The sequence below is a fragment of the Metabacillus kandeliae genome (assembly GCF_021166585.1).
Classification (GTDB): Bacteria; Bacillota; Bacilli; order Bacillales; family Bacillaceae; genus Metabacillus_B; species Metabacillus_B kandeliae.
On the sequence record NZ_JAJOZE010000001.1, the window covers coordinates 716566 to 741303 of the forward strand.

Annotated in this window: 31 protein-coding genes and 1 riboswitch; of the genes, 27 read left to right on the top strand and 4 right to left on the bottom strand. The window is 44.7% G+C overall.

Annotated features, from left to right (window positions below):
* The first annotated feature begins 11 nt into the window (after positions 1 to 11).
* Positions 12 to 1316 (top strand): pyrimidine-nucleoside phosphorylase, encoded by a 1305-nt coding sequence (locus tag LRR81_RS03530; protein WP_231787903.1) that lies wholly within the window; start codon positions 12 to 14, stop codon positions 1314 to 1316.
* 327 nt (positions 1317 to 1643) lie between these two features.
* On the opposite strand, the gene LRR81_RS03535 is transcribed toward LRR81_RS03530, so the two are convergent.
* Complete coding sequence (locus LRR81_RS03535; protein ID WP_231787904.1) at positions 1644 to 1838, bottom strand: hypothetical protein; 195 nt, start codon at positions 1836 to 1838, stop codon at positions 1644 to 1646.
* 83 nt (positions 1839 to 1921) lie between these two features.
* Between LRR81_RS03535 and LRR81_RS03540 the strand changes: the two genes are divergently transcribed.
* The 12 genes from LRR81_RS03540 (at position 1922) to lysA (ending at position 11318) form a co-directional block, all read left to right on the top strand.
* Positions 1922 to 3091 carry a D-alanyl-D-alanine carboxypeptidase family protein gene (locus LRR81_RS03540; RefSeq protein WP_231787905.1) on the top strand — a complete coding sequence of 390 codons (1170 nt, stop codon included), beginning with the start codon at positions 1922 to 1924 and terminating at the stop codon, positions 3089 to 3091.
* A 100-nt stretch (positions 3092 to 3191) separates the two neighbouring features.
* Positions 3192 to 3545: an anti-sigma F factor antagonist gene (gene spoIIAA, locus LRR81_RS03545; RefSeq protein ID WP_231787906.1), complete on the top strand. Its 354-nt coding sequence runs from the start codon at positions 3192 to 3194 to the stop codon at positions 3543 to 3545.
* Positions 3542 to 3982 carry an anti-sigma F factor gene (gene spoIIAB, locus LRR81_RS03550; RefSeq protein WP_231787907.1) on the top strand — a complete coding sequence of 147 codons (441 nt, stop codon included), beginning with the start codon at positions 3542 to 3544 and terminating at the stop codon, positions 3980 to 3982. The genes spoIIAA and spoIIAB overlap by 4 nt, the downstream gene beginning before the upstream one ends.
* A gap of 12 nt (positions 3983 to 3994) precedes the next feature.
* Positions 3995 to 4750, top strand: a complete 756-nt coding sequence (gene sigF, locus LRR81_RS03555; RefSeq protein ID WP_231787908.1) for an RNA polymerase sporulation sigma factor SigF — start codon at positions 3995 to 3997, stop codon at positions 4748 to 4750.
* Positions 4751 to 4935: 185 nt separating this feature from the next.
* Entirely contained in the window at positions 4936 to 5556 is a 621-nt protein-coding gene (locus tag LRR81_RS03560) for a stage V sporulation protein AA (protein ID WP_231787909.1), read from the top strand.
* Positions 5549 to 5968, top strand: a complete 420-nt coding sequence (locus tag LRR81_RS03565; protein ID WP_231787910.1) for a stage V sporulation protein AB — start codon at positions 5549 to 5551, stop codon at positions 5966 to 5968. Before LRR81_RS03560 ends, LRR81_RS03565 begins: the two co-directional genes overlap by 8 nt.
* A 17-nt stretch (positions 5969 to 5985) precedes the next feature.
* On the top strand, positions 5986 to 6441 hold the full coding sequence (gene spoVAC, locus LRR81_RS03570; protein WP_231787911.1) for a stage V sporulation protein AC: 456 nt from the start codon (positions 5986 to 5988) through the stop codon (positions 6439 to 6441).
* Positions 6442 to 6471: 30 nt separating this feature from the next.
* Positions 6472 to 7494, top strand: coding sequence for a stage V sporulation protein AD (spoVAD, locus tag LRR81_RS03575; RefSeq protein WP_231787912.1), 1023 nt, complete (start codon positions 6472 to 6474; stop codon positions 7492 to 7494).
* Positions 7494 to 7844, top strand: a complete 351-nt coding sequence (spoVAE, locus tag LRR81_RS03580; RefSeq protein WP_231787913.1) for a stage V sporulation protein AE — start codon at positions 7494 to 7496, stop codon at positions 7842 to 7844. Before spoVAD ends, spoVAE begins: the two co-directional genes overlap by 1 nt.
* Positions 7845 to 7850: 6 nt before the next feature.
* Entirely contained in the window at positions 7851 to 8462 is a 612-nt protein-coding gene (locus LRR81_RS03585) for a stage V sporulation protein AE (protein WP_231787914.1), read from the top strand.
* Between the two features lie 25 nt (positions 8463 to 8487).
* The gene (locus tag LRR81_RS03590) at positions 8488 to 9885 is read left to right on the top strand and encodes a spore germination protein (RefSeq protein ID WP_231788607.1); all 1398 of its coding nucleotides are present in this window, start codon (positions 8488 to 8490) and stop codon (positions 9883 to 9885) included.
* A gap of 107 nt (positions 9886 to 9992) precedes the next feature.
* Positions 9993 to 11318 (top strand): diaminopimelate decarboxylase, encoded by a 1326-nt coding sequence (lysA, locus tag LRR81_RS03595; protein WP_231787915.1) that lies wholly within the window; start codon positions 9993 to 9995, stop codon positions 11316 to 11318.
* Positions 11319 to 11510: 192 nt separating this feature from the next.
* On the opposite strand, the gene LRR81_RS03600 is transcribed toward lysA, so the two are convergent.
* On the bottom strand, positions 11511 to 12350 hold the full coding sequence (locus tag LRR81_RS03600) for a DUF1002 domain-containing protein (protein WP_269448524.1): 840 nt from the start codon (positions 12348 to 12350) through the stop codon (positions 11511 to 11513).
* 231 nt (positions 12351 to 12581) lie between these two features.
* Between LRR81_RS03600 and LRR81_RS03605 the strand changes: the two genes are divergently transcribed.
* The 6 genes from LRR81_RS03605 to LRR81_RS03630 all read left to right on the top strand — a co-directional run bounded on the left by LRR81_RS03605 (position 12582) and on the right by LRR81_RS03630 (position 17447).
* Entirely contained in the window at positions 12582 to 13019 is a 438-nt protein-coding gene (locus LRR81_RS03605; protein ID WP_231787917.1) for a peptidylprolyl isomerase, read from the top strand.
* A gap of 156 nt (positions 13020 to 13175) precedes the next feature.
* A riboswitch (FMN riboswitch) is annotated at positions 13176 to 13322 on the top strand.
* Between the two features lie 155 nt (positions 13323 to 13477).
* Positions 13478 to 14560, top strand: a complete 1083-nt coding sequence (gene ribD, locus LRR81_RS03610; RefSeq protein WP_231787918.1) for a bifunctional diaminohydroxyphosphoribosylaminopyrimidine deaminase/5-amino-6-(5-phosphoribosylamino)uracil reductase RibD — start codon at positions 13478 to 13480, stop codon at positions 14558 to 14560.
* Between the two features lie 11 nt (positions 14561 to 14571).
* Positions 14572 to 15210 (top strand): riboflavin synthase, encoded by a 639-nt coding sequence (gene ribE / locus LRR81_RS03615; protein WP_231787919.1) that lies wholly within the window; start codon positions 14572 to 14574, stop codon positions 15208 to 15210.
* A 15-nt stretch (positions 15211 to 15225) separates the two neighbouring features.
* On the top strand, positions 15226 to 16419 hold the full coding sequence (locus tag LRR81_RS03620) for a bifunctional 3,4-dihydroxy-2-butanone-4-phosphate synthase/GTP cyclohydrolase II (RefSeq protein ID WP_231787920.1): 1194 nt from the start codon (positions 15226 to 15228) through the stop codon (positions 16417 to 16419).
* Positions 16420 to 16448: 29 nt separating this feature from the next.
* Positions 16449 to 16916 (top strand): 6,7-dimethyl-8-ribityllumazine synthase, encoded by a 468-nt coding sequence (ribH, locus tag LRR81_RS03625; RefSeq protein WP_231787921.1) that lies wholly within the window; start codon positions 16449 to 16451, stop codon positions 16914 to 16916.
* Between the two features lie 165 nt (positions 16917 to 17081).
* Positions 17082 to 17447, top strand: coding sequence for a GNAT family N-acetyltransferase (locus LRR81_RS03630; protein ID WP_231787922.1), 366 nt, complete (start codon positions 17082 to 17084; stop codon positions 17445 to 17447).
* 29 nt (positions 17448 to 17476) lie between these two features.
* On the opposite strand, the gene LRR81_RS03635 is transcribed toward LRR81_RS03630, so the two are convergent.
* Positions 17477 to 18025: a DUF309 domain-containing protein gene (locus LRR81_RS03635; protein WP_231787923.1), complete on the bottom strand. Its 549-nt coding sequence runs from the start codon at positions 18023 to 18025 to the stop codon at positions 17477 to 17479.
* A gap of 109 nt (positions 18026 to 18134) precedes the next feature.
* Positions 18135 to 18230 carry a YjcZ family sporulation protein gene (locus tag LRR81_RS03640; protein ID WP_231788608.1) on the bottom strand — a complete coding sequence of 32 codons (96 nt, stop codon included), beginning with the start codon at positions 18228 to 18230 and terminating at the stop codon, positions 18135 to 18137.
* A 153-nt stretch (positions 18231 to 18383) separates the two neighbouring features.
* Between LRR81_RS03640 and LRR81_RS03645 the strand changes: the two genes are divergently transcribed.
* From LRR81_RS03645 to resA, 8 genes are all read left to right on the top strand, one after another.
* On the top strand, positions 18384 to 19157 hold the full coding sequence (locus tag LRR81_RS03645; protein ID WP_231787924.1) for a segregation/condensation protein A: 774 nt from the start codon (positions 18384 to 18386) through the stop codon (positions 19155 to 19157).
* Positions 19147 to 19746, top strand: coding sequence for an SMC-Scp complex subunit ScpB (scpB, locus tag LRR81_RS03650; RefSeq protein ID WP_231787925.1), 600 nt, complete (start codon positions 19147 to 19149; stop codon positions 19744 to 19746). The genes LRR81_RS03645 and scpB overlap by 11 nt, the downstream gene beginning before the upstream one ends.
* Before the next feature lie 248 nt (positions 19747 to 19994).
* Entirely contained in the window at positions 19995 to 20483 is a 489-nt protein-coding gene (locus tag LRR81_RS03655; protein WP_231787926.1) for a YpuI family protein, read from the top strand.
* A 145-nt stretch (positions 20484 to 20628) separates the two neighbouring features.
* A complete protein-coding gene (locus tag LRR81_RS03660) occupies positions 20629 to 21780 on the top strand; it encodes a D-alanyl-D-alanine carboxypeptidase family protein (RefSeq protein ID WP_231787927.1) in 1152 nt (383 codons plus the stop codon).
* A complete protein-coding gene (locus LRR81_RS03665) occupies positions 21773 to 22363 on the top strand; it encodes a nucleoside recognition domain-containing protein (RefSeq protein WP_231787928.1) in 591 nt (196 codons plus the stop codon). Before LRR81_RS03660 ends, LRR81_RS03665 begins: the two co-directional genes overlap by 8 nt.
* Before the next feature lie 2 nt (positions 22364 to 22365).
* Positions 22366 to 22893: a spore maturation protein gene (locus tag LRR81_RS03670; RefSeq protein ID WP_231787929.1), complete on the top strand. Its 528-nt coding sequence runs from the start codon at positions 22366 to 22368 to the stop codon at positions 22891 to 22893.
* 486 nt (positions 22894 to 23379) lie between these two features.
* Positions 23380 to 24105: a 23S rRNA pseudouridine(2605) synthase RluB gene (gene rluB / locus LRR81_RS03675; RefSeq protein ID WP_231787930.1), complete on the top strand. Its 726-nt coding sequence runs from the start codon at positions 23380 to 23382 to the stop codon at positions 24103 to 24105.
* 100 nt (positions 24106 to 24205) lie between these two features.
* The gene (resA, locus tag LRR81_RS03680; RefSeq protein WP_231787931.1) at positions 24206 to 24727 is read left to right on the top strand and encodes a thiol-disulfide oxidoreductase ResA; all 522 of its coding nucleotides are present in this window, start codon (positions 24206 to 24208) and stop codon (positions 24725 to 24727) included.
* Positions 24728 to 24738 lie beyond the last annotated feature (11 nt).

Genomic DNA, 24738 nt, shown 5'->3' on the forward strand with positions numbered 1-24738 from the left:
GTGTGAGCATAATGAGAATGGTAGATTTAATTCAAAAAAAGCGTGACGGCATGGAACTCAGCAAAGAAGAAATTCAATTCATCGTGGACGGCTATACAAATGATGAGATTCCTGATTATCAGGTAAGTGCTTTTACAATGGCTGTCTTCTTCCGTGATATGACGGACAGAGAACGCGCTGATTTAACAATGGCGATGGTAGAATCCGGCGATACGATCGATTTAAGCGGCATCGAAGGAATTAAGGTTGATAAACATTCCACAGGAGGAGTTGGCGACACAACAACGCTTGTGCTTGGCCCGCTTGTCGCATCTGTCGGTGTGCCTGTTGCTAAAATGTCCGGAAGAGGACTAGGCCATACTGGCGGCACAATTGACAAACTGGAATCTGTTGAAGGGTTTCATGTGGAAATTGAAAACGATGAATTTATCAAGCTTGTGAATGAAAATAAAATTGCAGTTATCGGCCAAAGCGGAAATTTGACGCCTGCTGACAAAAAGCTTTATTCATTAAGAGATGTCACAGCAACTGTTAACAGCATCCCGCTTATTGCCAGTTCCATCATGAGCAAAAAAATTGCTGCAGGGGCTGATGCGATCGTACTTGATGTGAAAACAGGCGCAGGGGCATTTATGAAAGACCTGGATGATGCGAAAGAATTGGCAGGCGCCATGGTTGCAATCGGAAATGCTGTCGGCAGAAAAACGATGGCTGTTATTTCAGACATGAGCCAGCCGCTCGGATACGCTATCGGCAATGCGCTGGAAGTGAAAGAAGCGATTGATACGCTGAAAGGGGAAGGACCTGAGGATCTTCATGAGCTTTGCCTTGAGCTTGGAAGCTACATGGTGCTTCTGGCAGAAAAGGCATCTTCCCTTGAAGAAGCGCGTTCACTTCTAGAAGAATCCATTAAAAATGGTAAAGCTCTTGAAACATTTAAAGTATTTTTAACCGCTCAGGGCGGTAATGGGGAAGTCGTTGACTCTCCAGAAAAGCTTCCGCAGGCAAAATATAAAATTGAGATGGAATCAAAAGAAGACGGCTATGTGTGCGAAATTGTAGCAGATGAAGTCGGGACTGCTGCTATGTGGCTCGGTGCAGGCCGTGAAACAAAAGAATCTCAAATTGACCTTGCAGTCGGACTTATGCTGAATAAAAAAATCGGCGATAAAGTGGCGAAAGGCGATTCTCTTGTCACGATCTACAGCAATCAGGAAAACGTAGACAGCGTGAAGGAAAAGCTGTATGAAAGCATTAAGCTTTCACAGGAAAAAGTAGAAGCGCCTAAGTTGGTGCATGCTGCGATAAAAGAATAAGGTGAACTGGGAGCACAAAAGCGCAGAGCTTTTGTGCTTTTTTCATTTAGATAAAGACAAAATTTTGGAGAGCGGCGGGAAAATGAATTTTTGCATTGGGATAAACTGAATTTGGAGTCCAGCACAAATTCATATTCCCGTATCCAGCCCCTAAATTCCCGATCGAAGAAGCTAATTTCACGAACCCGGCTGTTGTATTCCCGAAAGCAGCCCATATTTTCCCGAACGGCCGGCTGCAAAGAACTGGCCTTAGTTAACAGTCATTTAGTTAAAGCAGCAGCCCCAATCCAACAGCAAAAATCCTATATAGAAAGAGAAAGTACATTTTTAAAAAATCCCCTCAGCTCCATATTCCCGAACTCCGCCCTCATATTCCCGATAGATGGCCTGAATTTCCCGAAACCGGCTGTTATATTCCCGAAAGCAGCCCATAATTTCCTGAACAGCCGGCTGCAAAAATCCGGCCGCAGTAATTCGTTCTTCATACCACTCTGCTTTTCTGCACCCCTGCTTAAAAAGCACTTACCCTTTTCTTTATCAATTTTTCGTATAGAAACCCTAAATTAGGAAAAAATGGTATGTATCTTGATTGGGAGGCTATGGAAATGAAAAAACTATTTTCCATTACATTTTTTGTTTGTTTACTAACAGGCATATCAGCAAACGCCCTTGCGGCTGAAAAAACAGATTCAGCACCGAAGCTAGCAGATCAGGCGAAGTCTGCCATCTTAATAGAACGTGATACAGGAAATGTACTTTACCAAAAAAACAGCGATCAAAAGCTTCCGCCGGCAAGCATGACAAAAATAATGACCATGCTCCTGATTATGGAAGCCATTGATAAAGGCGAACTCAAAATGACAGATAAGATCCGGACGAGCGAGCATGCTGCTTCTATGGGCGGATCGCAGATATTTTTGGAGCCAGGCGAACAAATGACTGCTGAAGAAATGCTGAAAGGCATTTCCATTGCTTCAGGCAATGATGCTTCTGTAGCAATGGCAGAGCATCTGGCGGGCTCAGTCGATTCTTTTGTGAGCCGCATGAACAAAAAGGCGGAAGAGCTAGGTTTGAAAAATACGCATTTTGCCAATCCGACAGGACTTCCGGTTGAAAACCACTACAGTACGGCACATGATATGGCCATCATGGCAAAAGAGCTTTTGAAATATGAGAAAATTACGCAGTTTACCGGCAAGTATGAGGATTATCTCAGGGAAAATACAGACAAAAAATTCTGGCTCGTCAACACGAACCGTCTCGTGAAATTTTATCCAGGTGTGGATGGAGTAAAAACTGGCTTTACGAATGAAGCAAAGTACTGCCTGACAGCTACTGCGAAAAAAGGAAATATGCGGGTCATTGCTGTGGTATTTGGCGCAGCCACACCGAAAGATCGAAACAATCAAGTAACAAAGATGCTTGATTATGCTTTCAGCCAGTATCAGACCCACCCGGTTTATAAGCGCAATCAAATCGTAGGAGCAGCCGGAATTCATAAAGGCATGCAGAAAACAGTTCATTTGATGACCTCTGAACCTGTCTCCATCCTGACCCGAAAAGGAGAAGACCTGAAAAAAGTAACCAAGGAAATTACGGTGAATAAGGATATTCAGGCTCCTGTCAAGAAAGGCCAGGAAATTGGGTCAATTATTGTGAAGAAGGACAGCAAAGTGCTCGCCAAAAGCCCGCTCGTTGCAGAAAAAGATATCCCTGGTGCAAGCTGGTGGACTTTCTTTAAAAGAGCGCTGGGAGAGTTTACGAAGGCAGGCTAAAATCATGGCGAATCAGCACTAGTTTTGTCACAGGGCAGGATTTGAAAATAAAGGCAGCGAAACCCTTCTTAACAACAGTTCAAGGAGGAATCTTAGCAAAATGAGTCTTGCCGTCGATTTTACTGTAAAAGAATCTGTTCTATGCATCCGGCTGTCCGGTGAACTGGATCATCATACAGCGGAGGAGCTCCGCGACCAAGTGAAGGAGCATTTACAGTCAAAAGAACTGAAAAGCATTGTCCTGAATCTTGGAGATCTATCGTTTATGGACAGCTCCGGTCTTGGCGTTATTCTTGGCCGCTATAAGCAGGTAAAGCAGCTTGGAGGAGAAATGGTGATCTGCTCCATCTCTCCAAGTGTAAAAAGGCTTTTTGACATGTCAGGATTGTTTAAAATCATCCGATTGGAAGAAAACGAAAAAGAAGCCTTGCTGAAACTGGGGGTGGCGTCATGAATAACACCATGGAGCTGCAGTTTTCCGCTTTGAGCCAGAACGAATCTTTTGCCCGTGTTACGGTTGCGGCCTTTATCGCTCAGCTCGACCCGACGATGGACGAATTGACGGAAATTAAAACGGTCATTTCTGAAGCTGTAACCAATGCCATTATCCACGGCTACAATAATGACCAGTCAGGGATCGTCTACATCGCTGCAACCCTTGAAGAGGATACGGTTCACATTACGATCCGCGATGAAGGGACAGGCATAGAAAATGTTGAGGAAGCACGGCAGCCGCTGTTCACAACAAAGCCTGAGCTGGAAAGATCCGGCATGGGGTTTACCATAATGGAAAACTTTATGGATCACATCAGTGTTGAATCAACCCCGGCTTATGGAACAACAGTCAAACTGCTGAAGCGGCTATCAAAAAGCAAAGCTTTATGCAATTAAGGGAGACTTGTCATGGATGTTGAGGTAAAAAACGGTAAAAATGCCGCTCAGCTGAAGGACCATGAGGTAAAAGAGCTTATTAAAAGAAGCCAGGAAGGCGACCAGGAAGCAAGAGATCTTCTTATTCAGAAGAACATGCGCTTAGTCTGGTCAGTTGTCCAGCGCTTTTTAAACAGGGGCTATGAGCCTGATGATCTGTTTCAAATCGGCTGTATCGGATTGCTGAAGTCTGTTGATAAATTTGATTTGTCCTATGATGTCAGATTTTCCACCTATGCTGTCCCGATGATCATCGGTGAAATTCAGCGGTTTATCCGGGACGACGGCACCGTTAAAGTCAGCCGGTCCCTGAAAGAGCTCGGAAACCGGATCCGCCGGGCCAAGGATGAACTGTCCAAGACATTGGGCAAAGTGCCGACTGTTAATGAAATCGCCCATTACCTGGAAATTTCTCCGGAGGAAGTGGTCATGGCTCAGGAAGCGGTCCGGGCTCCTTCCTCCATCCATGAAACAGTTTACGAAAACGACGGCGATCCCATTACACTGCTTGATCAAATTGCAGACAGCTCTGAGCAAAAGTGGTTTGACAAAATTGCCTTAAAAGAAGCACTCAGGGGACTGGACGAAAGAGAAAAGCTGATTGTTTATCTTCGCTACTACAAAGACCAGACACAATCAGAAGTGGCGGAAAGGCTCGGCATCTCACAGGTTCAGGTTTCCCGGCTTGAAAAGAAAATCCTCGCCCAAATGAAAGAGCGGATGGATTAGCCAAAAAGATGGACTGCATAGCGGTTCGTCTTTTTTTGTTGTTAAAATTCTGCCGCACAAAAAATTGGATAAAACTGTTTCATTGCAGAGGAAAAAATCTGCAGCCAATCAACGAATGATTCGCCGCCGCCCAATGCATACTACATATACGACCAAAATCTGATGACGGAAAAGATGTGAGATGGATGGATAATACCCTCTACATAAGGCTTCGGCATCGAATTCAGGTGTATCCTGAGGATGAGCTGACTATCGGAAAAATTGCCCAGCTGGCAGGGGACAGAAAGCTGATGGAGAAAGCCGGCGGGCTCATCATTCACAAAATCACGCCTTCAGATAAAAATATGGTTGTCGTTGATGTGATGAAGGCGATTAAGCTTTTGAAAAGAGAAATGCCTGGACTGGATGTTCAGCCGATCGGAGCTTCCCAGACAATCGTCGAGATTGTGTATGAAAAAAAGCCGTTCAAGCCGCTTCTTTTCGTCCTTGTCTGGCTGATTCTTTTTATCGGTGCAGCGATGGCGATCATGAACTTTCATGAAGATGTGAGCATGCAGGCTGTGCACCAAAGGCTTTACAGAATCCTCACGGGCAAAACATCAGACAGCCCGCTCCTGCTTCAAATTCCTTATTCCCTTGGACTGGGTCTTGGGATGATTTTATTTTTCAACCATTTATTCAAGAAACGAATCAATGAAGAACCCAGTCCGCTTGAAGTCGAGATGTTCAAGTATCAGCTTGATTTGGACCAGTATGTTGCCATGAATGAAAACAGAGAAAGCGTAAAGGAAATCGAAGATGATTAGCAGCCTGCTTATTATTTTCATCGGCTTTGCCGGAGGGCTGGCGGTGGGATCAGGGTTTGTGGCTTTTCTATCTGTACTTGGCATTATACCAAGGCTGACGCAGCTCAGCAAAACAGGGGATTATATCAGAGCCTATGAATGGGGAGTAGCTATCGGAGCAGTAGCAGGAGGCTGGCTTAGCCTCGCCAATCCCATGCTGTATCTGCCGGCATTCATAACTGCTCCGGTCGGACTATTTGATGGGGTTTTTATCGGCCTATTGGCTGCAGCGCTTACGGAAGTTCTTAATGTGCTTCCTATTCTGGCAAAGAGAATCGGCATTCAGGACAAGATGATTATTATCCTAATGGCCATCGTAATGGGGAAGGTTACCGGATCTTTGTTTCATTGGCTTTATTTTATACACCACTGACAAAGGAGACATCACATATGTCTGAAAAACTAAAAGATCAGTATAAGGAAAAAGTAAAGGAATATCAGCCAAAGCCTAATGTGTTTCTAAATTGTCTGAAGGCCTTTATCGTAGGAGGTCTCATTTGTACGCTTGGAGAGCTGATTCAGCTGATGTATATGACCTACTTTAATTTTGACGAAAAGTCAGCCGGGAATCCGACAGTGGCAACACTGATTCTCATTTCTGCGCTACTGACAGGGTTCGGCATCTATGATAAAATCGGACAGTTTGCCGGCGCGGGCTCAGCGGTGCCAGTAACAGGCTTTGCAAATTCTATGACAAGCGCAGCACTTGAACATAGAAGCGAGGGAATTGTCCTCGGAGTCGCAACAAACATGTTTAAGCTTGCGGGAAGCGTCATTGTATTTGGGACGGTTGCCGCTTATATCGTCGGGATTATCCGCTTTTTCTTCAACATGGCAATGAAATAATTACAGCTCTATGAAAGGAAGGTGCAGGCAGTGAAATTAAGAGGTAAACAGACGTGGATGTTTGAAACACCCATCTATGCTCATTCTGCAGGAACAGCTGCAGGTCCTAAGGAAGCAGAAGGACCGCTCGGCAAGCTGTTTGATGCCACACACAGCGACCTGCATTGCGGTGAAGCCAACTGGGAGCTTGCCGAAAGGCGCCTTATGCAGCAGGCTGTCGATCATTGCCTGAAAAAAGGCAATACAGCCAAAGAAGAAGTGGATTTTTTTCTTGCGGGTGATCTATTAAATCAAAATGTAACAGCAAACTACACAGCAAGGCATTTTCAAATCCCATTCCTCTGCTTGTTTGGAGCCTGTTCTACTTCCATGGAAACAGCAGCAGTCGGATCGGTGCTTGTTGAAGCAGGATTTGCCAATAAAGTTATTGCAGCAGCGAGCAGCCACAATGCAACCGTTGAAAGGCAGTTCCGCTATCCGACAGAATACGGCGGGCAAAAACCGGATACAGCTCAATCAACAGTAACAGGGGCGGGGGCTATGCTGATTTCCAAAGAACCAGGCCCGATAAAAATTACGGCAGCAACCATCGGAAAAGTGTGGGACCTTGGACTGAAAGATCCATTTGATATGGGTTCGGCTATGGCGCCTGCGGCAGCCGATACGATCCGGCAGCATCTGGTGGATACTAATAGAAAGCCTGAGGATTATGATCTGATTGCAACAGGAGACTTGGCAGGAGTCGGGAGTCCGATCCTTAAAGACCTTCTCAAGGAAGAAGGCGTTGATATCAGCAGCAATCACAATGACTGCGGTTTAATGATATACAGGCCTGATCAAAAGGTATTTGCCGGGGGAAGCGGCTGCGGATGCTCGGCAGTTGTCACATACAGCCATCTCTTTAATGAAATTAAAAAAGGTAATTTAAAAAGAGTGCTTGTCGTGGCAACAGGAGCTCTTTTAAGTCCGACGATGGTTCAGCAGAAAGAATCAATTCCGGCGATTGCTCACGGTGTCGTGTTTGAATATGCAGGGGAAGGAGTGAGGCCGTAATGCAGTTTATCATTGCTTTTATCGCAGGAGGTTTGATCTGTGTTGTTGGCCAGCTGCTTTTTGATGTGTTCAAGCTTACTCCTGCACATGTTATGAGCTCATTTGTCGTCATCGGGGCGATCCTGGACGGGTTTGGCATTTATGATAAATTTATCGAATTTGCAGGGGCAGGGGCGACGGTTCCGATTACAAGCTTTGGCCACTCACTCCTGCACGGGGCAATGGAGCATGCGGATAAGCATGGCTTTATCGGAATTGCGATGGGGATATTTGAGCTCACATCTGCCGGTATCTCCTCTGCCATCTTATTCGCTTTTATAGTGGCGCTTATTTTTAAGCCGAAAGGATAACAGGCGATGGCAAAAAACCGGAAAGTCATATTGTTTACAGATGGAGATATCTATGCCGCCAAAACGATTGCCTATGTAGCCGAAAAAACAGGGGGCCGATGCATTTCATGCTCTCAGGGCAATCCCAGTGTGCTATCAGGGCCTGAATTGGTGCGCAAAATTCTGCAGGCGCCTTATGACCCGGTTTTTGTCATGTTTGATGATTGCGGGATGACAGGTGCCGGAAGCGGAGAAGCGGCGATGGTGTATGTTGCCGGTCATCCCCAAATTCAGGTGATCGGAGCTGTCGCAGTAGCTTCAAAGACGAAGCAGAGCGAGTGGACCAAAGTGGATTTTTGTATTGACAGATATGGAGAAATCACGGAGTACGGCGTGGATAAAAGCGGCATCAAGGAATACGACATCGGAAGAATTAACGGGGATACTGTCTACTCTTTGGACAGCCTGAATATTCCGATTGTCATTGGCATAGGGGATATCGGCAAAATGGCGAGAAAAGACCATATTCAAAAAGGGGCTCCCATTACAATGAAAGCCGTGCAGATTATTTTGGAAAGGAGCGGATTGCTTGAAGCAGGAAAAGCAGCAGCCGATTTCAGAGAAGCTGATTTCGAATGAGCACTATTTTAAAGAAAATGCCGGGATGGGGACAAGCTTTGACCTTGGCGTTAGAAAATTCACGGTCATGGGAAAGGAAATCAATCTTTACTTTATCAACGGTCTTGCAGACACGCAATTTGTCATTTTTCTTCTGAAAGAACTTATGGAAGTGAATGATTTTGAGACGGATTCAATGAAATTTAAAGAAATTGTTGAAAACCGTCTTGTTAATCAGCAGGTTAAAAAGGTCTACAGCCTGCCTGAAGCGGCAACAGAGGTATTATCAGGCCTAGTAGCAGTCTTCCTGGAAGGAGCGGGCTACGCTCTTGTCATTGATGTAAGAAGTTATCCGGGAAGAAACCCTGAAGAACCTGATACCGAAAAGGTGGTTCGCGGGGCAAGGGACGGTTTTGTTGAAAACATTATTGTGAATACAGCACTAATCAGAAGGCGGCTGAGAGACGAGCGGCTGCGATATGAAATTATGAAAATCGGCGACCGTTCGAAAACAGATGTTTGTGTGGCTTATATAAAAGATGTGGCGAACGATGATCTTGTGGACATTGTTAAAAAAGAACTGAAAGCGATTGAAATAGACGGCATTACCATGGCAGATAAAACAGTGGAAGAATTTATCGTTAAACAGGGCTATAATCCTTTTCCGCTAGTCCGTTATACCGAAAGGCCTGATGTTGCAGCGACTCACCTTCTGGAAGGCCACGTGATCATCATTACGGACACTTCACCGAGTGTTATGCTCACTCCGACTACTTTATTTCATCATGTCCAGCATGCTGAGGAATACAGGCAGACGCCGACAATCGGGACATTTGTCAGATGGGTCCGTTTCTTAGGCATGCTTGCATCTATTGCACTTTTGCCTCTATGGATGCTGTTTGTGATGGAGCCTTCCCTCTTGCCGAAAAACATGGCTTTCATCGGGCCGAATGAACAATCTAATATTCCTGTAGTGCTTCAGATTCTTCTGGCGGATTTCGGCATCGAATTTTTAAGAATGGCAGCGATACACACACCTACAGCCCTTTCGACGGCAATGGGGCTCATTGCTGCCGTGCTGATCGGCCAGATTGCCATAGATGTGGGATTATTTTTGCCTGAAGTCATACTCTATGTTTCGCTCGCAGCCATCGGATCTTTTACGACCCCAAGCTATGAGCTGAGCGTAGCGAATAAATTGGTCAGAATTTCGCTTGTCATCCTTGTTGCCGCTTTTAAATTGGAAGGGTTCGTCATCGGATTTACAGCGCTCATTCTTTGGCTTGTTCACCTCAGATCATTAAATACGCCCTATTTATGGCCGTTCATACCGTTTAACCCAAAGGCGATGTGGAATGTGCTGATCAGAGCAAATGTACCAGGCGCTAAAATCAGGCCGAGCATTGTTCATCCGAAGAAGGTGCGCAAACAGCCTGCGCGGTAATTTGCTGATTGAAAGGTTTCATAAATTATGATAATGTATGTTTAACATTTTGCTGTACTAAAGGATTCAGCACGGTCTACGCCTTGCAGGAAAGAGGGGAATATACATTGTTTTTGCATGGAACCAGCACGGTAAATAACGATGGTCATCTTGAAATCGGCGGAGCCGACACAATCAGCCTTGCCAAAAAGTATGGAACACCTTTATATATTTATGATGTGGCATTAATCCGCGAGAGGGCAAGGGGTTTCACAGAAGCCTTCCAAAAAGCAGGGGTAAAGGCGCAGGTAGCCTATGCCAGCAAAGCTTTTTCTTCTATTGCCATGTTTCAGCTGGCACATGAGGAAGGGCTTTCCCTAGACGTGGTTTCAGGGGGAGAGCTATATACAGCCATTCAGGCAGGCTTTCCAGCTTCCAAAATTCACTTTCACGGCAACAACAAAAGTGCCGAAGAGCTTGAAATGGCGCTTCAGCACCAAATTGGCTGTATCGTTGTGGATAATTTCCATGAAATCAGCCTGCTTAAATTGCTCGGAAAGCAGCTGAATAAAAAGGTACCGGTCCTCCTAAGGGTGACTCCTGGTGTTGAGGCCCATACTCATGACTACATCACAACAGGACAGGAAGATTCAAAGTTCGGTTTTGATCTTCAAAACGGGCAGATTGAACAGGCGATAAAGCAGGTTCTCGATGCTGGCACATTTGATTTTCTTGGCATCCATTGTCATATCGGCTCCCAAATTTTTGATGCAGCCGGCTTTGTGCTGGCAGCGGAAAAAATATTCCAAAAGATCGGCGAATGGAGAGAGCAGTTTCAATACGTCCCAACTGTAGTTAATCTCGGCGGCGGCTTCGGCATCCGCTACACAGAGGAAGACGAGCCGCTGCCTCCTGCGCATTACGTTGAAAAAATGATTGAAACAATCCAGGCAAAAGCTGCAGAGCTTGAGATTGAGCTGCCAGAAATATGGATTGAACCCGGCCGCTCGCTTGTAGGAGACGCAGGTACAACGCTGTATACAGCGGGCTCACAGAAAGAAGTGCCGAACATCCGCCAGTATTTGGCTGTAGACGGGGGAATGAGCGACAACATCCGTCCTGCGCTGTACCAGGCAAAATACGAAGCAGTTCTGGCAAATAAAATGGCAGAAAAAGCGGACAAGACTTTTTCAATAGCCGGTAAATGCTGCGAGAGCGGCGACATGCTATTATGGGATGTGCTTCTCCCTGAAGCAGCCGCTGGAGATACGCTTGCCGTCTTCTGTACAGGTGCGTACGGCTATTCAATGGCCAACAACTACAACCGCATTCCGCGGCCTGCTGTCCTGTTTGTGGAAGAAGGAGAAGAACAGCTAGTGGTAAGGCGGGAAACCTTTGAGGATCTGGTTTCATTGGATCTGCCCTTAAAATATAAAGTTTCTCATAAATCATAAGAAAAAGAGCCGGCAAAATTGCCGGCTCTTTTATTTGTATTTGAATTGGAACAAGCCGCTTGCCCTTTTCTTGTCCAGCTCCAGCGGCTAGCCCCTCGAGTCGCTTCAAAAAAATCCTAAAAGTCCAAAACCAGACTTTTAGGATTTTTTCTCCAGCGCTTGTCGGGGCTGAACGAGCCGCTTGCGCTTTTCTTATTTCCCTGAGAACAGGGAAACGATCGCATTCCATAATGCAGCAAAGAAGTCCTGTGCTTTTTTGAGGAAGCTTTGTCCTTCATCTGACTGAATATACTTTGTGATTTTGTCTTTTGCTTGATCAAGCTGCTGGCCAACCTGGTTCCAGTCAATATTGGCATTTTGCATGCTGTGGAAAAGGTCAATCAGCTTTTGAATATCAGCTTCGCTTAAAGTAATGTTCAAATCCTTTGCAGCCTTTTCAATCATTTGCTTGAGTTCTGCGTCGTCCTTCGGAAGTCCGTTTTTAGCGACCTCTTCTTTAATTTTTGCTAAAAGAGCTGCTGCATTTTCCTGGCCGTGCTCTTCGCCAAGCTTGGCTGTTGTCACAAGCTCCTGGTTTGCCACCTGTTTCACATCTTCTGGAATTGCTTTGTCTGAGCTTACTTCATAGGCTTTCATGAGACCTGTCAGAGCAGCAGTTCCTGAAACCTGTGTCGGTGCTGTCACATAAACAGTGGCATCCTTTACACCAGCAGTCATAAGCGCATTCAAGTACATTTCATCTGTTACCCAGTTAATGTTGTTTGTTTTAACTTCTAATCCGGAACCCTTGTTTTCTATTTTAATAGATGAAGAGGAAAGCGCTTTTGTACCGATTTGAGAAGCTGGTACATATTTTCCTAGATATTTATGCTCTTCTGCATTTGAAACAGTAACCATCTGCGCGTCCTCGGGCGCACTCATTTCCTTCAGCAGTGCATCTTTTTGTCCTGCTGTCAGATTTTCACCCAATGTAACAATGACATCTCCTACAGCACTGTCTGCAAAACTTACCTTTGGTGCGGCAAGCAGCATGGCTGCGAGAATTAAAACGATCCCTTTTTTCACTGGAATACCCTCCTTGTAGGTACAATCCGCATAACGCGGACAAACTTATTATAGTCCTTTTTCTTGAAATGTTAAGAGATTTTTTATGCAGGACTATATGCAGAAGCGCAGTCTTATAGCTTCTGAAGCCGCAATATAGTAGAATAGATTACGGTCTCAATGATTAGACGCATAAACTATAACGGAGGTTTCAATCTTATGAAAAAAGCACAGATTACAATGGAGAACGGCACACAAATCAACATTGACCTTTTCCCGAACGAAGCACCTGGAACAGTAGCAAACTTTGAAAAGCTTGCAAATGAAGGGTTTTATAACGGCCTGACATTCCACCGCGTTATTCCTGGTTTCGTTAGCCAAGGCGGCGATCCCAACGGCAACGGTACTGGAGGTCCCGGCTACACAATCAAATGCGAAACAGAAGGAAATCCTCACAAGCATACTGCAGGCGCTTTATCTATGGCGCATGCCGGAAGGGATACTGGCGGAAGCCAATTTTTCCTTGTGCATGAACCGCAGCCTCATTTGAATGGCGTTCATACTGTTTTCGGACAGATTACGGAAGGCCTTGAAGAAGTCCGCAGCATGAAAAACGGCGATGTTATGAAGGAAGTTAAAGTTTGGGACGCTGAATAACAATGAAAAGCCTGGAAATATTTCCAGGCTTTTATTTTTTACTAAGTAGCAGTGGTAAGAGCGGAGCAAAGCGTTTGGGCTTTGTGCTGAATGTTATCAGTTGCACAATATTTTTATCTTCGTTATGATATTTGTTAAGGCTAACTTAATAACATTGTAATCCTTCGGGGCAGGGTGAAATTCCCAACCGGCGGTGATGGAACAGTTTCTGTTTCCAAGTCCGTGACCCGGTAGCGTTTCGCTAACGGTGGATCCAGTGAAAATCTGGAGCCGACAGTATAGTCTGGATGGGAGAAGGATCACAATTTTCTTGACGGGTATAATTTTTCTGAAAAAATGAAAATTTATGCTCTAGTTTGTCATGCAAATGTGATCGTTTTCAAAAGCTCTGGGGAACATATTCCCTAGAGCTTTTTTTAGTCTTATTATTTTATCAGAGTCAAGGGGAGGTGCCGCTTTTGAATGATGAAGAGTATATGAAGCAAGCTCTTGCCTTAGCTGAGCATGGAAGAGGACAGACAGCACCAAACCCGATGGTGGGCGCAATGGTGGTAAAAGATGGAGAAGTGGCTGGAATTGGCGCTCATTTAAAAGCAGGCACTCCGCACGCAGAAGTGCACGCTATCCGCATGGCTGGCGAGAAAGCAAAGGGATCGACGGTATATGTCACATTGGAGCCGTGCAGCCATTATGGAAGAACACCGCCCTGTGCTGATCTCCTGATACAAAGCCGGATAAAGAAAGCAGTCATCGCAACAGTCGATCCAAACCCCGAAGTGGCAGGAAGAGGGATTCAGAAATTAAAGAATGCAGGTATTGAGGTAACTGTAGGGATATTGGAAGAGGAAGCAAAAGAACTGAATGCTTTTTTCTTCCATTTTATTAAAACAAAAACGCCTTATGTCACGCTGAAATCAGCTGCCAGCATGGATGGCAAAACCGCTGCATCCTCAGGTGACAGCAAATGGATTACTGGCGAGGCGGCACGGGAGGATGTTCACAGGCTGAGGGAGCTGCATGACGCAATACTTTGCGGAGTGGATACGGTGATTCACGATGACCCGAGTCTGACCTGCCGAATTCCAGGTGCAAAAAGGCAGCCTGTTAGAATCATTCTGGATACTCATTGCCGCATCCCGAAAAATGCAAAAGTACTGACAGATGAAGAATCCAGAACATGGATTGTTGCAGGGAGCAAGGCGGATTCCAGAAAAATAAACGGTCTCATTGAATCGGGCGCCGAAGTTTTACAGATGGATCAGGAAGATATCAGAATACCTGATCTCCTCAAGCTGCTTGGAGAAAAGGGCATCACCTCTTTGCTTGTAGAAGGCGGAAGCACTGTGATGGGAAGTTTTATAGAAGCACGAGCCTTTAAGAGAATGATTTTGTATATGGCGCCTAAATTAATTATAGGCAGAGATGCATTGCCTATTGCCGGCGGTGTTGGTCCGCAAACAATGAAAGAGGCAGGAAGCTTGGTTTTCAAGGACGTTTCCATGATAGGAAACGACTTGAGAATAACAGCCGAGCCAGTATAGGAGAGATCAGCATGTTTACAGGTATTATTGAAGAAATTGGACATGTAGCTGAGGCAAAGCAGGGCTCACGGTCCATGGTTCTCAACATTCAGGCTGAATTGATTATGAAGGATATCGTTCTTGGCGACAGCATTTCCATTAACGGGATTTGCCTGACCGTAACCGGCTTTAATGACAAGACGTTTGCCGTAGATGTGATGCCCGAAACAATGAAAGCCACCAATCTCCGTTTTCTAAAAAAAGGCTCGCCTGTTAATTTGGAAAGGGCGATGGCAGCAAATGGAAGATTTGGAGGACACTTCGTCAGCGGGCACGTTGACGGAACCGGCATCATAGCAAAGAAAAAAGCAGAAGAGAATGCGGTTTATTACACGATTCAGACTTCAGAGTTCATTACAGAAACGCTGATGCTAAAAGGATCAATCGCTGTGGATGGCATCAGTCTTACCATTTTCGGCCTAAAGGACGGCTTTGTGACGGTTTCCCTTATTCCCCATACACTCCAGGAAACGGTTCTTGGCAGCAAGGGTGAAGGAGATACAGTCAACATTGAATGTGACATGGTCGGGAAATACTTATATAAATTCGCAGAAGGCGGCAAAAAGAAACCCTTAAATGCAGATTTTTTCAGAGAACATGGCTTTATTTAGTCAGGAGGAGAAAATATGTTTCATTCAATCGAAGAAGCGCTGCTGGACTTAAAAAAAGGCAAAGTAGTGATTGTAGTAGATGATGAAGATAGAGAAAACGAAGGGGATTTTATCGCTCTTGGAGAAGCAGCCGCTCCTGAGATTATTAACCTCATGGCTTCAAAAGGACGCGGGCTGATTTGCGTGCCGATGACAGAGGAGAAAGCAAAAGTGCTGGATTTTCAGCCTATGGTCAACCATAACACAGACCCTAACGGCACGGCTTTCACCGTCAGTGTGGACCACGTTTCTTCCACCACGGGCATCAGCGCCTTTGAAAGATCGCGGACAGTCCTTGGAATGCTTGATAAGGATGCCAAAAGTACGGATTTTGTCCGGCCGGGACATATCTTTCCTTTAATCGCCAAAGAAGGCGGGGTTTTAAGAAGAGCGGGTCATACAGAGGCAGCTGTTGATTTGGCGAAATTGTGCGGCAGTGAACCTGTAGGCGTCATTTGCGAAATCATGAACGAAGATGGATCAATGGCCAGGGTGCCTGAATTGATCGAGCTTTCAAAAGAACTTGATGTGAAATTAATCACAATCAAAGATTTAATCAAGTATCGGAACCATTCAGACAAGCTCATTAGAAGAGAAGCAGAAATCAATTTGCCGACCGATTTCGGCACTTTTAAAATGTATGGATATTCAAACCTCCTTGATGGAAAAGAGCATGTGGCACTTGTGAAAGGGAAAATTGAGGAAGGTGAACCGGCTTTGGTCAGAGTTCACTCAGAGTGCATCACAGGAGATGTTTTCGGCTCGAAAAGGTGTGACTGCGGCCCGCAGCTGCATGCTGCTTTGAAGAGAATCGAAGAAGAGGGCAAGGGAATCTTGCTTTACATGCGCCAGGAAGGAAGAGGCATCGGCCTTATTAACAAAATGCGGGCGTATAAGCTTCAGGAAGAGGGGCTTGATACGGTTGAAGCCAATGAAAAACTTGGATTTAAAGCAGATTTGCGGGATTACGGCATCGGCGCTCAAATATTAAAAGATCTTGGGATTCGAAAATTGAGGCTTTTAACGAACAATCCCCGCAAAATTGCCGGTCTTGAAGGATATGGTCTCGAGGTAGCCGAAAGGGTTCCGCTGCAAATTCCGGCGGTGCGGGAGAATGAACGCTATCTAAAAACAAAGCATGATAAGCTTGGGCATTTGCTTCATATATAAGCTGAAAAATAAAACAGGATGGTGCAGAAATGGCTAAAATTCACGAAGGAAATTTAATTGCAGAAGGTTTAAAGGTTGGAATTGTGGTAGGCAGATTTAATGAATTTATTACTTCTAGACTCCTGGGCGGTGCAGAGGATGCGCTGAAGCGCCATGGAATACCAGAAGACAATGTGGAAATTGCATGGGTGCCGGGGGCGTTTGAAATTCCTCTTGTTGCAAAGAAAATGGCCGAATCAGGCAAGTACGATGCAGTCATTACTTTAGGAACAGTCATCAGAGGGTCCACAAGCCATTATGATTATGTATGCAATGAAGCGGCTAAAGGAGTGTCTCAGGCGTCATTGACAAGCGGCATTCCTGTCATCTTTGGAGTTTTGACAACAGAAAATATTGAGCAGGCAGTAGAACGGGCAGGAACAAAAGCCGGAAATAAGGGCTGGGAAGCTGCTGTATCAGCCATAGAGATGGCTAATTTAATGAAGACACTTGGCTAATCTCATAAAAAGGTTTAAATTAGCGGAATTTCTGTATATAATATTCTGTGGAGCGATTTTTACAGATCGATGGACGGAAAAAAGCAAATTTTATCTTTGATAAGAACTTGCACGCTATTCCTGCTGTCTTAAGCAGGGTAGCTATTTCGCTAATGAGGGGTATTTATGCTGATTCGCTACAAGAAAAGCTTTGAAAAGATTGCCATGGGACTTCTCTCTTTTATGCCAAATGAAAAAGATCTCAAACACCTGCAGCAAACAATCAAAAGCTATGAAATAGAAAAAGACCAGCAGCTTTTTCTTTGGAAAGAAGAGGAAGATATCATAGGTGCCATCGGCGTCTTTTTAAAGGACGAAGAAACGGTTGAAGTGCATCATGTGAGCGTCAACCCGTCCCACCGCCAGCAGGGCATAGGGAAAAAGATGGTTCGGGCGCTTCAGGACATGTATAAAAACCGGGCGGTTATCGCCGATGAGTTTACGGAAGGCTTTCTGGAGAAATGCCAGCCTGAAGAAAATTGCAATGAATAAACAGCCTTAAAATCTTTAAAAGCAGAGGATTAATCCTCTGCTTTTTTGATGGCATTTTTTCTTTTTTCTTCCCTTAATTGTTTTTGCCTGTTCCGTTCTGAAATGACATCTTCCCGGTTTCGCAAAGAGTGTCTGTTAATTAAAGGGAGATTTTCAAGCTGGCTCGGTGAACCCCACTGCATGCCGCGGTTTTTGCATTCTTTTCGGCATTCATTCAGGAGGGACTGATCGGCGATGGGGAGATCAATGCTTTCATATGGTCCATCTTCTCTGATTTTATTGATACAAGCAGTTATTTGCTTTAATAATCGGGATTCATCTAGGCCAAGTTTCTTTAAGGCTGTTTTTTCAGCAGAAAAAATACCTTCAGCATTGTTCATCAGCCGAAGGGCTCCCGGAAAATTTCCTCTTCGATGATGATAAAGCGCAACAGCGAGCTGAATCAGTCCGACCCAAACGATCTTCCGTTCCTGCACCGGCTTTTCTTTCCAATATTCCTCCAGTACTTCATGGCATTCAAAATAATCTCTGTCCCCATGAAAATGGACTAAGTAATCTATGTATGCATCAGGATACATAAGGAGCACCTCATTTTAGGTCAGTTTGCTTTAAAGCAAGTTTATCATAAGAAGAACGGCTGCTGGAATGAAAAAGAAAGCGCCAAATGGCGCCTTCCTTAGCAAACAACTAGCATAACCAAGCTGCACCTACGATAATCAACAAGATAAACAATACGACGATAAGTGCAAAGCCTCCGCCGTAAGCGAATCCGCCATCACCCATGTTTGTTTCCTCCTTCATGTCTGGCATTTACATAGGCATCATATGACCGGGCGGCTTGGCTTGCATGGGCATCTGCCCGTTCCTAAGTAAATTAATTATATATTGGACAAGCGGCGTGAATGTTCTATACTATTGGATAGTGGTTAATTAGAGATGTTGGTGGGATTACAGTTGAAATACCATGTTAAGCTTGACGCATTTGAAGGACCGCTGGATTTGCTCCTTCATTTAATAAACCGTCTGGAAATTGATATTTATGATATTCCGATGGCTGAAATTACTGAACAATATATGTACTTTATTCACGCTATGAAAGAGCTTCAGCTTGATGTTGCTTCTGAATACCTTGTTATGGCCGCTACGCTTTTATCGATCAAGAGCAGAATGCTCCTTCCAAAGCAGGAGGAAATGCTTCTTGATGATGAATTCGGAGAAGAGGCTTTAGAAGACCCTAGGGAAGAGCTGATAAACAGGCTGATTGAATACCGCCGCTATAAGGAAGCGGCAGGTGAGCTGAAAGCAAGAGAAGAAGACAGAGCATTGCTCTATACAAAGCCGCCGAGCGATTTGAGCGAATTTGCATCAGATATTAAACCCGACAGAGGGCCGATCGATGTGTCTGTATATGATATGCTCGGCGCTTTTCAAAAGCTGATGCGGCGGAAAAAGCTGCAAAGGCCGGCCTCGGCCAAAATAACGCGGCAGGAAATTCCGATTGAAAAGCGAATGGATGAAATAATGACGGAACTCAGGAATGTTCCGGGACGAAGAAGCTTTTATGATTTATTCCCTTATGATTCAAAGGACCACTTAGTCGTAACTTTTCTTGCTGTTCTGGAACTGATGAAAAAAAACCTGATCAATATCGAGCAGGAGCACAATTTTTCAGACCTTTTCGTCACAGGGAGTGAACAGCATGGAAAATAGCAAAATGGCAGAATGGAAGGCTATTGCCGAAGCCCTTCTTTTTGCAGCAGGAGACGAAGGTTTGTCCATCAGGCAGCTTTCCGAAGTTCTGGAAATAGATGAACGGGAAACAGCAGATGTTCTTGAAGCATTAAAAGAAAGCTATTCACATACTGAGCGAGGGATTATGCTGACAGGGATTGCCGGCGTTTACCAGCTGGCAACGAAGAAAACACTTGCCCAGTATTTGAAAAAGCTTGTGGAAAACCCCGGCCCCTCTTCTCTCTCACAGGCAGCCCTAGAAACTCTTGCGATTGTTGCCTACAAGCAGCCGATCACAAGAACGGAAATTGAGGAAATTAGAGGGGTGAAAACAGAACGCCCGCTTCAGACACTTGTTACAAAGGCAATTATTAAAGAGGTCGGAAGGGCAGAAGGATCTGGAAGAGCCATACTGTACGGCACTACAAGAGAATTTCTGGAGTACTTTGGATTGGGATCGATTGATGATCTGCCTCCGCTGCCTGAATCTGCAGATGATGAAGGCGATCAGGAAGAAGCAGATCTGTTTTTTGAAAAATTCAATGAAACACTGAATGACCTAAAATAAAGTAACAGCTGTCAGAATAATGTGATAAAATAAACAAAGAAGAAAAGCAGGGACGAGCTTGGGCTATGCCTCATGAACCGTCATTCTATTAAGAAAAGCTGCAGCATAGGCTAAGGGTAGCAGGATGGGGGCTTACAAGGCTTTAAGTTTGCCAGGCACAGTCTCTTCTAGGACACATAAGATTAATTGGAAAAGGACACTTTGCCTTGAACAGGCGGTGCAGAAGAATACGGAGGGATTACAGTCCAATGGGCAATAGCATGGTAAAAGCACAAACGGAACAAACAGCAGATTTTTTGAAGAAAGCAGTCGGCCAGCTGACAGATTTCCTGAATGAAGCAACCATCACAAATCTGATGGAAGAGCTTCAGGGAGAGGATGTTTTTTACAAGGAACTGCTTGGGAACTTTCGCAGGCTTACCGTCTTTTGCGAGGAGGGTTTGGAAGCATGCCAGGTCATTATATACAATGACCCGTTCCGCAAAGGCGCAGCAGAAAAAGTGCTTTACCGGATCTATCACCAGTGCATTGAAGAATTTTTCCAGCCAAAGCAGGATGTCTGGTATGAGGACAGCCGTTCCGCTTATACAGGAAAAAATTCCATTAAATTCAGACAAGATGTTCCCCATTCCATCAAACAGCTTGTAAAGAACCTTGAAAGCGATTTTCAAAACATGAGGGAAGAGCTGGAATATTATGAAACCGATTATCGCACAAAAATGATGCAATCAAGATAAATGGCAATGAAGAGCAGTCTTAACCAGGCTGCTCTTTTTTCATGCCCTTAAAGCACATATATGGAAAAGCCCTGCATAAACTTGTACAAATGCTGTTCTGATGACGCAATCAGACCGTACAAAAGAGCAAGGGACGTGCAGACGAATGATACTGATGAAAAAGAGCTCCATCTTTATAGCTGTGTTGCTGATTGTCATTTCTGCTTTGCCTATATACCCGAAACAGGCGCTTGGAGTCAGTGCTCAAAGCGCCATTCTGATGGATCAGAAAACGGGGAGAATTCTCTTTTCAAAAGACGAAAATACAAAGCGCCGAATCGCCAGCATTACGAAAATTATGACAGCAGTATTAGCGGTGGAATCCGGGAAGCTTGAAAACACGGTAACAGTCAGCAGCAGTGCTGCAGGTACTGAAGGATCCTCGCTTTACTTAAAAGCCGGAGAAAAAGCGAAACTGAAAGACCTTGTTTACGGGTTAATGCTGAGATCGGGAAATGATGCAGCGATGGCCATTGCCGAATACATTGGCGGCAGCAAGGAAGGCTTTGCCTATTTGATGAATCAAAAAGCAGCCCAAATCGGGATGACCAATACAAATTTCACCAATCCCCACGGCCTTGATGACTCAGGGAGCCACTATTCCACCGCATATGATATGGCTTTGCTGATGAGATATGCAATGCAGGATCCTGCCTTTAAAGAAATATCCGGAACAAAGGTTCATCGGGCGCCGAATCCAGACGAAAAATGGGACAGAGTATGGAAAAACAAAAATAAGCTTCTGACTTCCCTCTATGAATATTGCACAGGCGGAAAAACAGGATACACAAAGCTTGCCAAAAGAACCCTTGTCACGACTGCTTCAAAAGAAGGACGGGATTTTATAGCTGTCACGATCAATGCCCCTGATGATTGGAATGATCATATCAGCATGTATGAGACTGCCTTCAGCAAATATGACCTCTACAAAATAAAAAGCAAAGGGATGTTAAATGAGGCAGGAGATGTGTTTTATAAAGACCGTGTCTTCATCACCCGAGACGTTGTTTACCCGCTGTCAGACGAAGAAAAAAACAATCTGCGGGTCCAGATCAATCTGCAAAAGCCTGATCAATCATGGGAAAAGCCAAGCAATGTTCCTTCTGTCGTTGGTTCTTATGAAGTAACCCTTGATGAGAAGCTGATTCAAAAAGTGCCTATTTATTATGATAACGGAAAAACGGAAAAGCCGGCGGTCTCTTTCTGGCAATCCTTTAAGCAGCTCTTTTTTGCCCTGACCGGAGCTTCCTATGGTTAATATTATCTGGGTGGCGCTGACGGTGATCGGCATCGTATTTGCTCTTTTCAACGGCACTATTGATCAAGTGAATGAGGCTGTTTTCAAAGGCGGGAAAGATGCTGTCACTCTTTCATTTGGCTTGATCAGTGTCCTTGTCTTCTGGCTTGGACTAATGAAGATTGCTGAAAAGGCAGGGTTATTGGAAAAGCTGAGCAGAATGTGCAAGCCTGTGGCAAGCAAACTATTCCCTGAAGTGCCTGCAGACCACCCGGCAATGGGGTACATTATGTCAAATACCATTGCCAATGTATTTGGCCTTGGCAATGCTGCCACACCGCTCGGCATAAAAGCGATGGAAGAATTAAAAAACCTTAATGGGGGCAAAAATTCTGCCAGCAGGTCAATGATCACGTTCCTTGCCGTCAATACATCAAGCATCACCTTAATTCCTACAACAGTGATAGCTGTAAGGATGACCTATCACTCCGCTTCCCCGACAGAAATAGTCGCACCAACCCTTATTGCCACCATCATTTCAGGCATCGGCGCCTTGTTTATCGACAGGTATTTCTATAGAAGAAGGAAGAAGAGAGGGGGATAAGCATGGCCGTCATCAGCCTGATATCTGTTTGGATGATTCCCCTGATTATCGTATTTGTCCTGATTTACGGCACGCTGAAAAAAGTTCCGACCTATGAAGCATTTGTAGAAGGAGGAAAGGAAGGAATTGAACTCTCCTTTTCCATCATCCCTTTCCTTGTCGGCATGCTCGTCGCCATTACGATATTCAGGGCCTCCGGCGCTCTGGAATACTTGATGAACGTATTAAAGCCCATGCTTTCCGCCCTTGGCATACCAGCTGAGATCGTCCCCTTAGCGTTTATCCGCCCAATCTCGGGTACGGCGGCGCTTGGAATGACGACAGATCTTATTGCGGTCCATGGACCTGATTCCTTTATAGGGAGACTTGCCTCTGTTATGCAGGGAAGCACGGATACAACCCTGTATATCCTCACCGTCTACTTTGGAGCTGTCGGTATTAAAAAAATGGGAGATGCGCTGAAGGTGGGTTTATTGGCAGACTTGATCGGCATCATTGCATCCATCGTAGTGGTTTCGCTGCTGTTTTAACGAGCAGCTATTGGCTGCCAGGGTTGGCTGTTTGGTGGCAAAATTCGTTTTTAAGGACGTATAATTGCTTTTTATGAGTTTGGACAGTAAATATAGGAGTTTGGACAGTAGAGTGCATAAAACGGACAGTAAAGAGAGGATTACCGCCAGTTGGAGAGGCAAACTGGACAGTAAGATTGTCAAACTGGAAAAATATAGGACGCAGAATGCTTTTTAGTCCTGTTTTGAAGCTTCAAATTGAAGATTTGCCCAACTCTTTATCCAAAAAAGAAGAAATGTACGGCCATTTAGCCAAAAGTTCAAAATATAACATTATTATGTCATCCTAACACCCTTTCTGCCTCCCTTTTCACCCCCAAAGCTAACGCCATTGCGGCGTTTTTTATTTTGCAGGCAAATCAGCAGCGATCTCCCGCAAGCTCAGGGCCAAAGAGTGCTTGTTTATTAAATCTGAAACAAGTAAGATGTTACAAGAGGTGAATATCAATGGAACGATTGCAAAAGGTGATTGCCCATGCAGGCATCGCATCAAGAAGAAAAGCAGAAGAATTGATTTTAGAAGGAAAAGTAAAAGTGAATGGCGAAATTGTTAAAGAGCTGGGAATAAAGGTGTCTGAAAACGACCGTGTTGAAGTATCAGGTGTTCAAATTGAAAAAGAGAAGCCTGTTTATTATTTGCTTTATAAGCCAAGAGGCGTCATTTCTGCCGCTTCTGATGATAAAGGCAGAAAAACTGTTACAGATTTCTTCCCGCTCAGTGAAGAGAGAATCTATCCTGTGGGAAGGCTTGATTATGAAACAACAGGACTTATTCTTCTGACGAATGATGGAGAGTTCTCAAATCTACTGACTCATCCAAAGTATCATATAAATAAATCCTATGTAGCAAAAGTAAAAGGAATCCCATCAAAGGAACTTTTGAAAAAGCTGGAAAGAGGCGTGCAGCTGGAAGACGGCAAAACAGCCCCAGCGCATGTTAAATTAACATCTTCGGACCGGAAAAAAGGCACCAGCATCATCGAAATTACGATTCATGAAGGCAGAAACAGGCAGGTGCGCCGCATGTTTGAAGCAATCGGCCACGAAGTCATCAAGCTGAAAAGGGAGCGTTTTGCCTTTTTGGATTTAAAGGGACTGAATGCAGGCGATGGAAGGGAATTAACACCGCATGAAGTGAAGCAGCTCCGATCGCTCGCTGAAAACGGCATATAAATTTCTGACAATTCACATAAACTTCAAAATCTGCCGCCGCTTTTAGAAAAATACGGTGATATAATAATGTTAAATGCAGACGGGGTGGGGGAGAAGCCTCATGAAAAAGAGAAGATTGCTGATCAGAAGTGTGATCCTGCTTGTGCTTGGCGGAGCCATTTTTTATACGTTCTACACCAATTTTATCGCAAGCAAGGAGCTTGTAGGCAAGGGATCAAAGGCACCTGATTTTATGCTGACAGATATGAATGGCAAAACCCATCAGCTTTCAGATTATAAAGGCAAGGGCGTTTTCCTGAATTTTTGGGGAACATGGTGCGAGCCGTGCAAACGGGAGATGCCTTATCTGGACAGGCAGTATGAGCATTACCGCAGCCAGGGGGTTGAAGTGCTGTCAGTAAATATTTCAGAATCCAATATTACAGTACAGAATTTTATTGACCAGTATCAGTTATCTTTTCCAGTCATGATTGATAAAGATCGGCAGGTGCTTGATGCATACGGGGTCAATCCGCTGCCGACAAGCTTTTTGATCGATAAAACAGGCAAAGTGGTCAAAGTTTATTCAGGGCAGCTGACGGAAAGAATGACTGCGCAATTCATGGAACAAATTAAACCTTGAACAGGGAGTTT

What these genes read in the sequence shown, in the direction of transcription:
- LRR81_RS03530 (WP_231787903.1), top strand. Translation starts at nt 12, where the DNA reads ATGAGAATGGTAGATTTAATTCAAAAAAAGCGTGACGGCATGGAACTC.
- LRR81_RS03540 (WP_231787905.1), top strand. Translation starts at nt 1,922, where the DNA reads ATGAAAAAACTATTTTCCATTACATTTTTTGTTTGTTTACTAACAGGC.
- spoIIAA (WP_231787906.1), top strand. Translation starts at nt 3,192, where the DNA reads ATGAGTCTTGCCGTCGATTTTACTGTAAAAGAATCTGTTCTATGCATC.
- spoIIAB (WP_231787907.1), top strand. Translation starts at nt 3,542, where the DNA reads ATGAATAACACCATGGAGCTGCAGTTTTCCGCTTTGAGCCAGAACGAA.
- sigF (WP_231787908.1), top strand. Translation starts at nt 3,995, where the DNA reads ATGGATGTTGAGGTAAAAAACGGTAAAAATGCCGCTCAGCTGAAGGAC.
- LRR81_RS03560 (WP_231787909.1), top strand. Translation starts at nt 4,936, where the DNA reads ATGGATAATACCCTCTACATAAGGCTTCGGCATCGAATTCAGGTGTAT.
- LRR81_RS03565 (WP_231787910.1), top strand. Translation starts at nt 5,549, where the DNA reads ATGATTAGCAGCCTGCTTATTATTTTCATCGGCTTTGCCGGAGGGCTG.
- spoVAC (WP_231787911.1), top strand. Translation starts at nt 5,986, where the DNA reads ATGTCTGAAAAACTAAAAGATCAGTATAAGGAAAAAGTAAAGGAATAT.
- spoVAE (WP_231787913.1), top strand. Translation starts at nt 7,494, where the DNA reads ATGCAGTTTATCATTGCTTTTATCGCAGGAGGTTTGATCTGTGTTGTT.
- LRR81_RS03585 (WP_231787914.1), top strand. Translation starts at nt 7,851, where the DNA reads ATGGCAAAAAACCGGAAAGTCATATTGTTTACAGATGGAGATATCTAT.
- LRR81_RS03590 (WP_231788607.1), top strand. Translation starts at nt 8,488, where the DNA reads ATGGGGACAAGCTTTGACCTTGGCGTTAGAAAATTCACGGTCATGGGA.
- LRR81_RS03600 (WP_269448524.1), bottom strand. Translation starts at nt 12,350, where the DNA reads ATGCTGCTTGCCGCACCAAAGGTAAGTTTTGCAGACAGTGCTGTAGGA.
- LRR81_RS03605 (WP_231787917.1), top strand. Translation starts at nt 12,582, where the DNA reads ATGAAAAAAGCACAGATTACAATGGAGAACGGCACACAAATCAACATT.
- ribE (WP_231787919.1), top strand. Translation starts at nt 14,572, where the DNA reads ATGTTTACAGGTATTATTGAAGAAATTGGACATGTAGCTGAGGCAAAG.
- LRR81_RS03620 (WP_231787920.1), top strand. Translation starts at nt 15,226, where the DNA reads ATGTTTCATTCAATCGAAGAAGCGCTGCTGGACTTAAAAAAAGGCAAA.
- ribH (WP_231787921.1), top strand. Translation starts at nt 16,449, where the DNA reads ATGGCTAAAATTCACGAAGGAAATTTAATTGCAGAAGGTTTAAAGGTT.
- LRR81_RS03630 (WP_231787922.1), top strand. Translation starts at nt 17,082, where the DNA reads ATGCTGATTCGCTACAAGAAAAGCTTTGAAAAGATTGCCATGGGACTT.
- LRR81_RS03635 (WP_231787923.1), bottom strand. Translation starts at nt 18,025, where the DNA reads ATGTATCCTGATGCATACATAGATTACTTAGTCCATTTTCATGGGGAC.
- LRR81_RS03640 (WP_231788608.1), bottom strand. Translation starts at nt 18,230, where the DNA reads ATGGGTGATGGCGGATTCGCTTACGGCGGAGGCTTTGCACTTATCGTC.
- LRR81_RS03645 (WP_231787924.1), top strand. Translation starts at nt 18,384, where the DNA reads ATGTTGGTGGGATTACAGTTGAAATACCATGTTAAGCTTGACGCATTT.
- scpB (WP_231787925.1), top strand. Translation starts at nt 19,147, where the DNA reads ATGGAAAATAGCAAAATGGCAGAATGGAAGGCTATTGCCGAAGCCCTT.
- LRR81_RS03655 (WP_231787926.1), top strand. Translation starts at nt 19,995, where the DNA reads ATGGGCAATAGCATGGTAAAAGCACAAACGGAACAAACAGCAGATTTT.
- LRR81_RS03660 (WP_231787927.1), top strand. Translation starts at nt 20,629, where the DNA reads ATGATACTGATGAAAAAGAGCTCCATCTTTATAGCTGTGTTGCTGATT.
- LRR81_RS03665 (WP_231787928.1), top strand. Translation starts at nt 21,773, where the DNA reads ATGGTTAATATTATCTGGGTGGCGCTGACGGTGATCGGCATCGTATTT.
- LRR81_RS03670 (WP_231787929.1), top strand. Translation starts at nt 22,366, where the DNA reads ATGGCCGTCATCAGCCTGATATCTGTTTGGATGATTCCCCTGATTATC.
- rluB (WP_231787930.1), top strand. Translation starts at nt 23,380, where the DNA reads ATGGAACGATTGCAAAAGGTGATTGCCCATGCAGGCATCGCATCAAGA.
- resA (WP_231787931.1), top strand. Translation starts at nt 24,206, where the DNA reads ATGAAAAAGAGAAGATTGCTGATCAGAAGTGTGATCCTGCTTGTGCTT.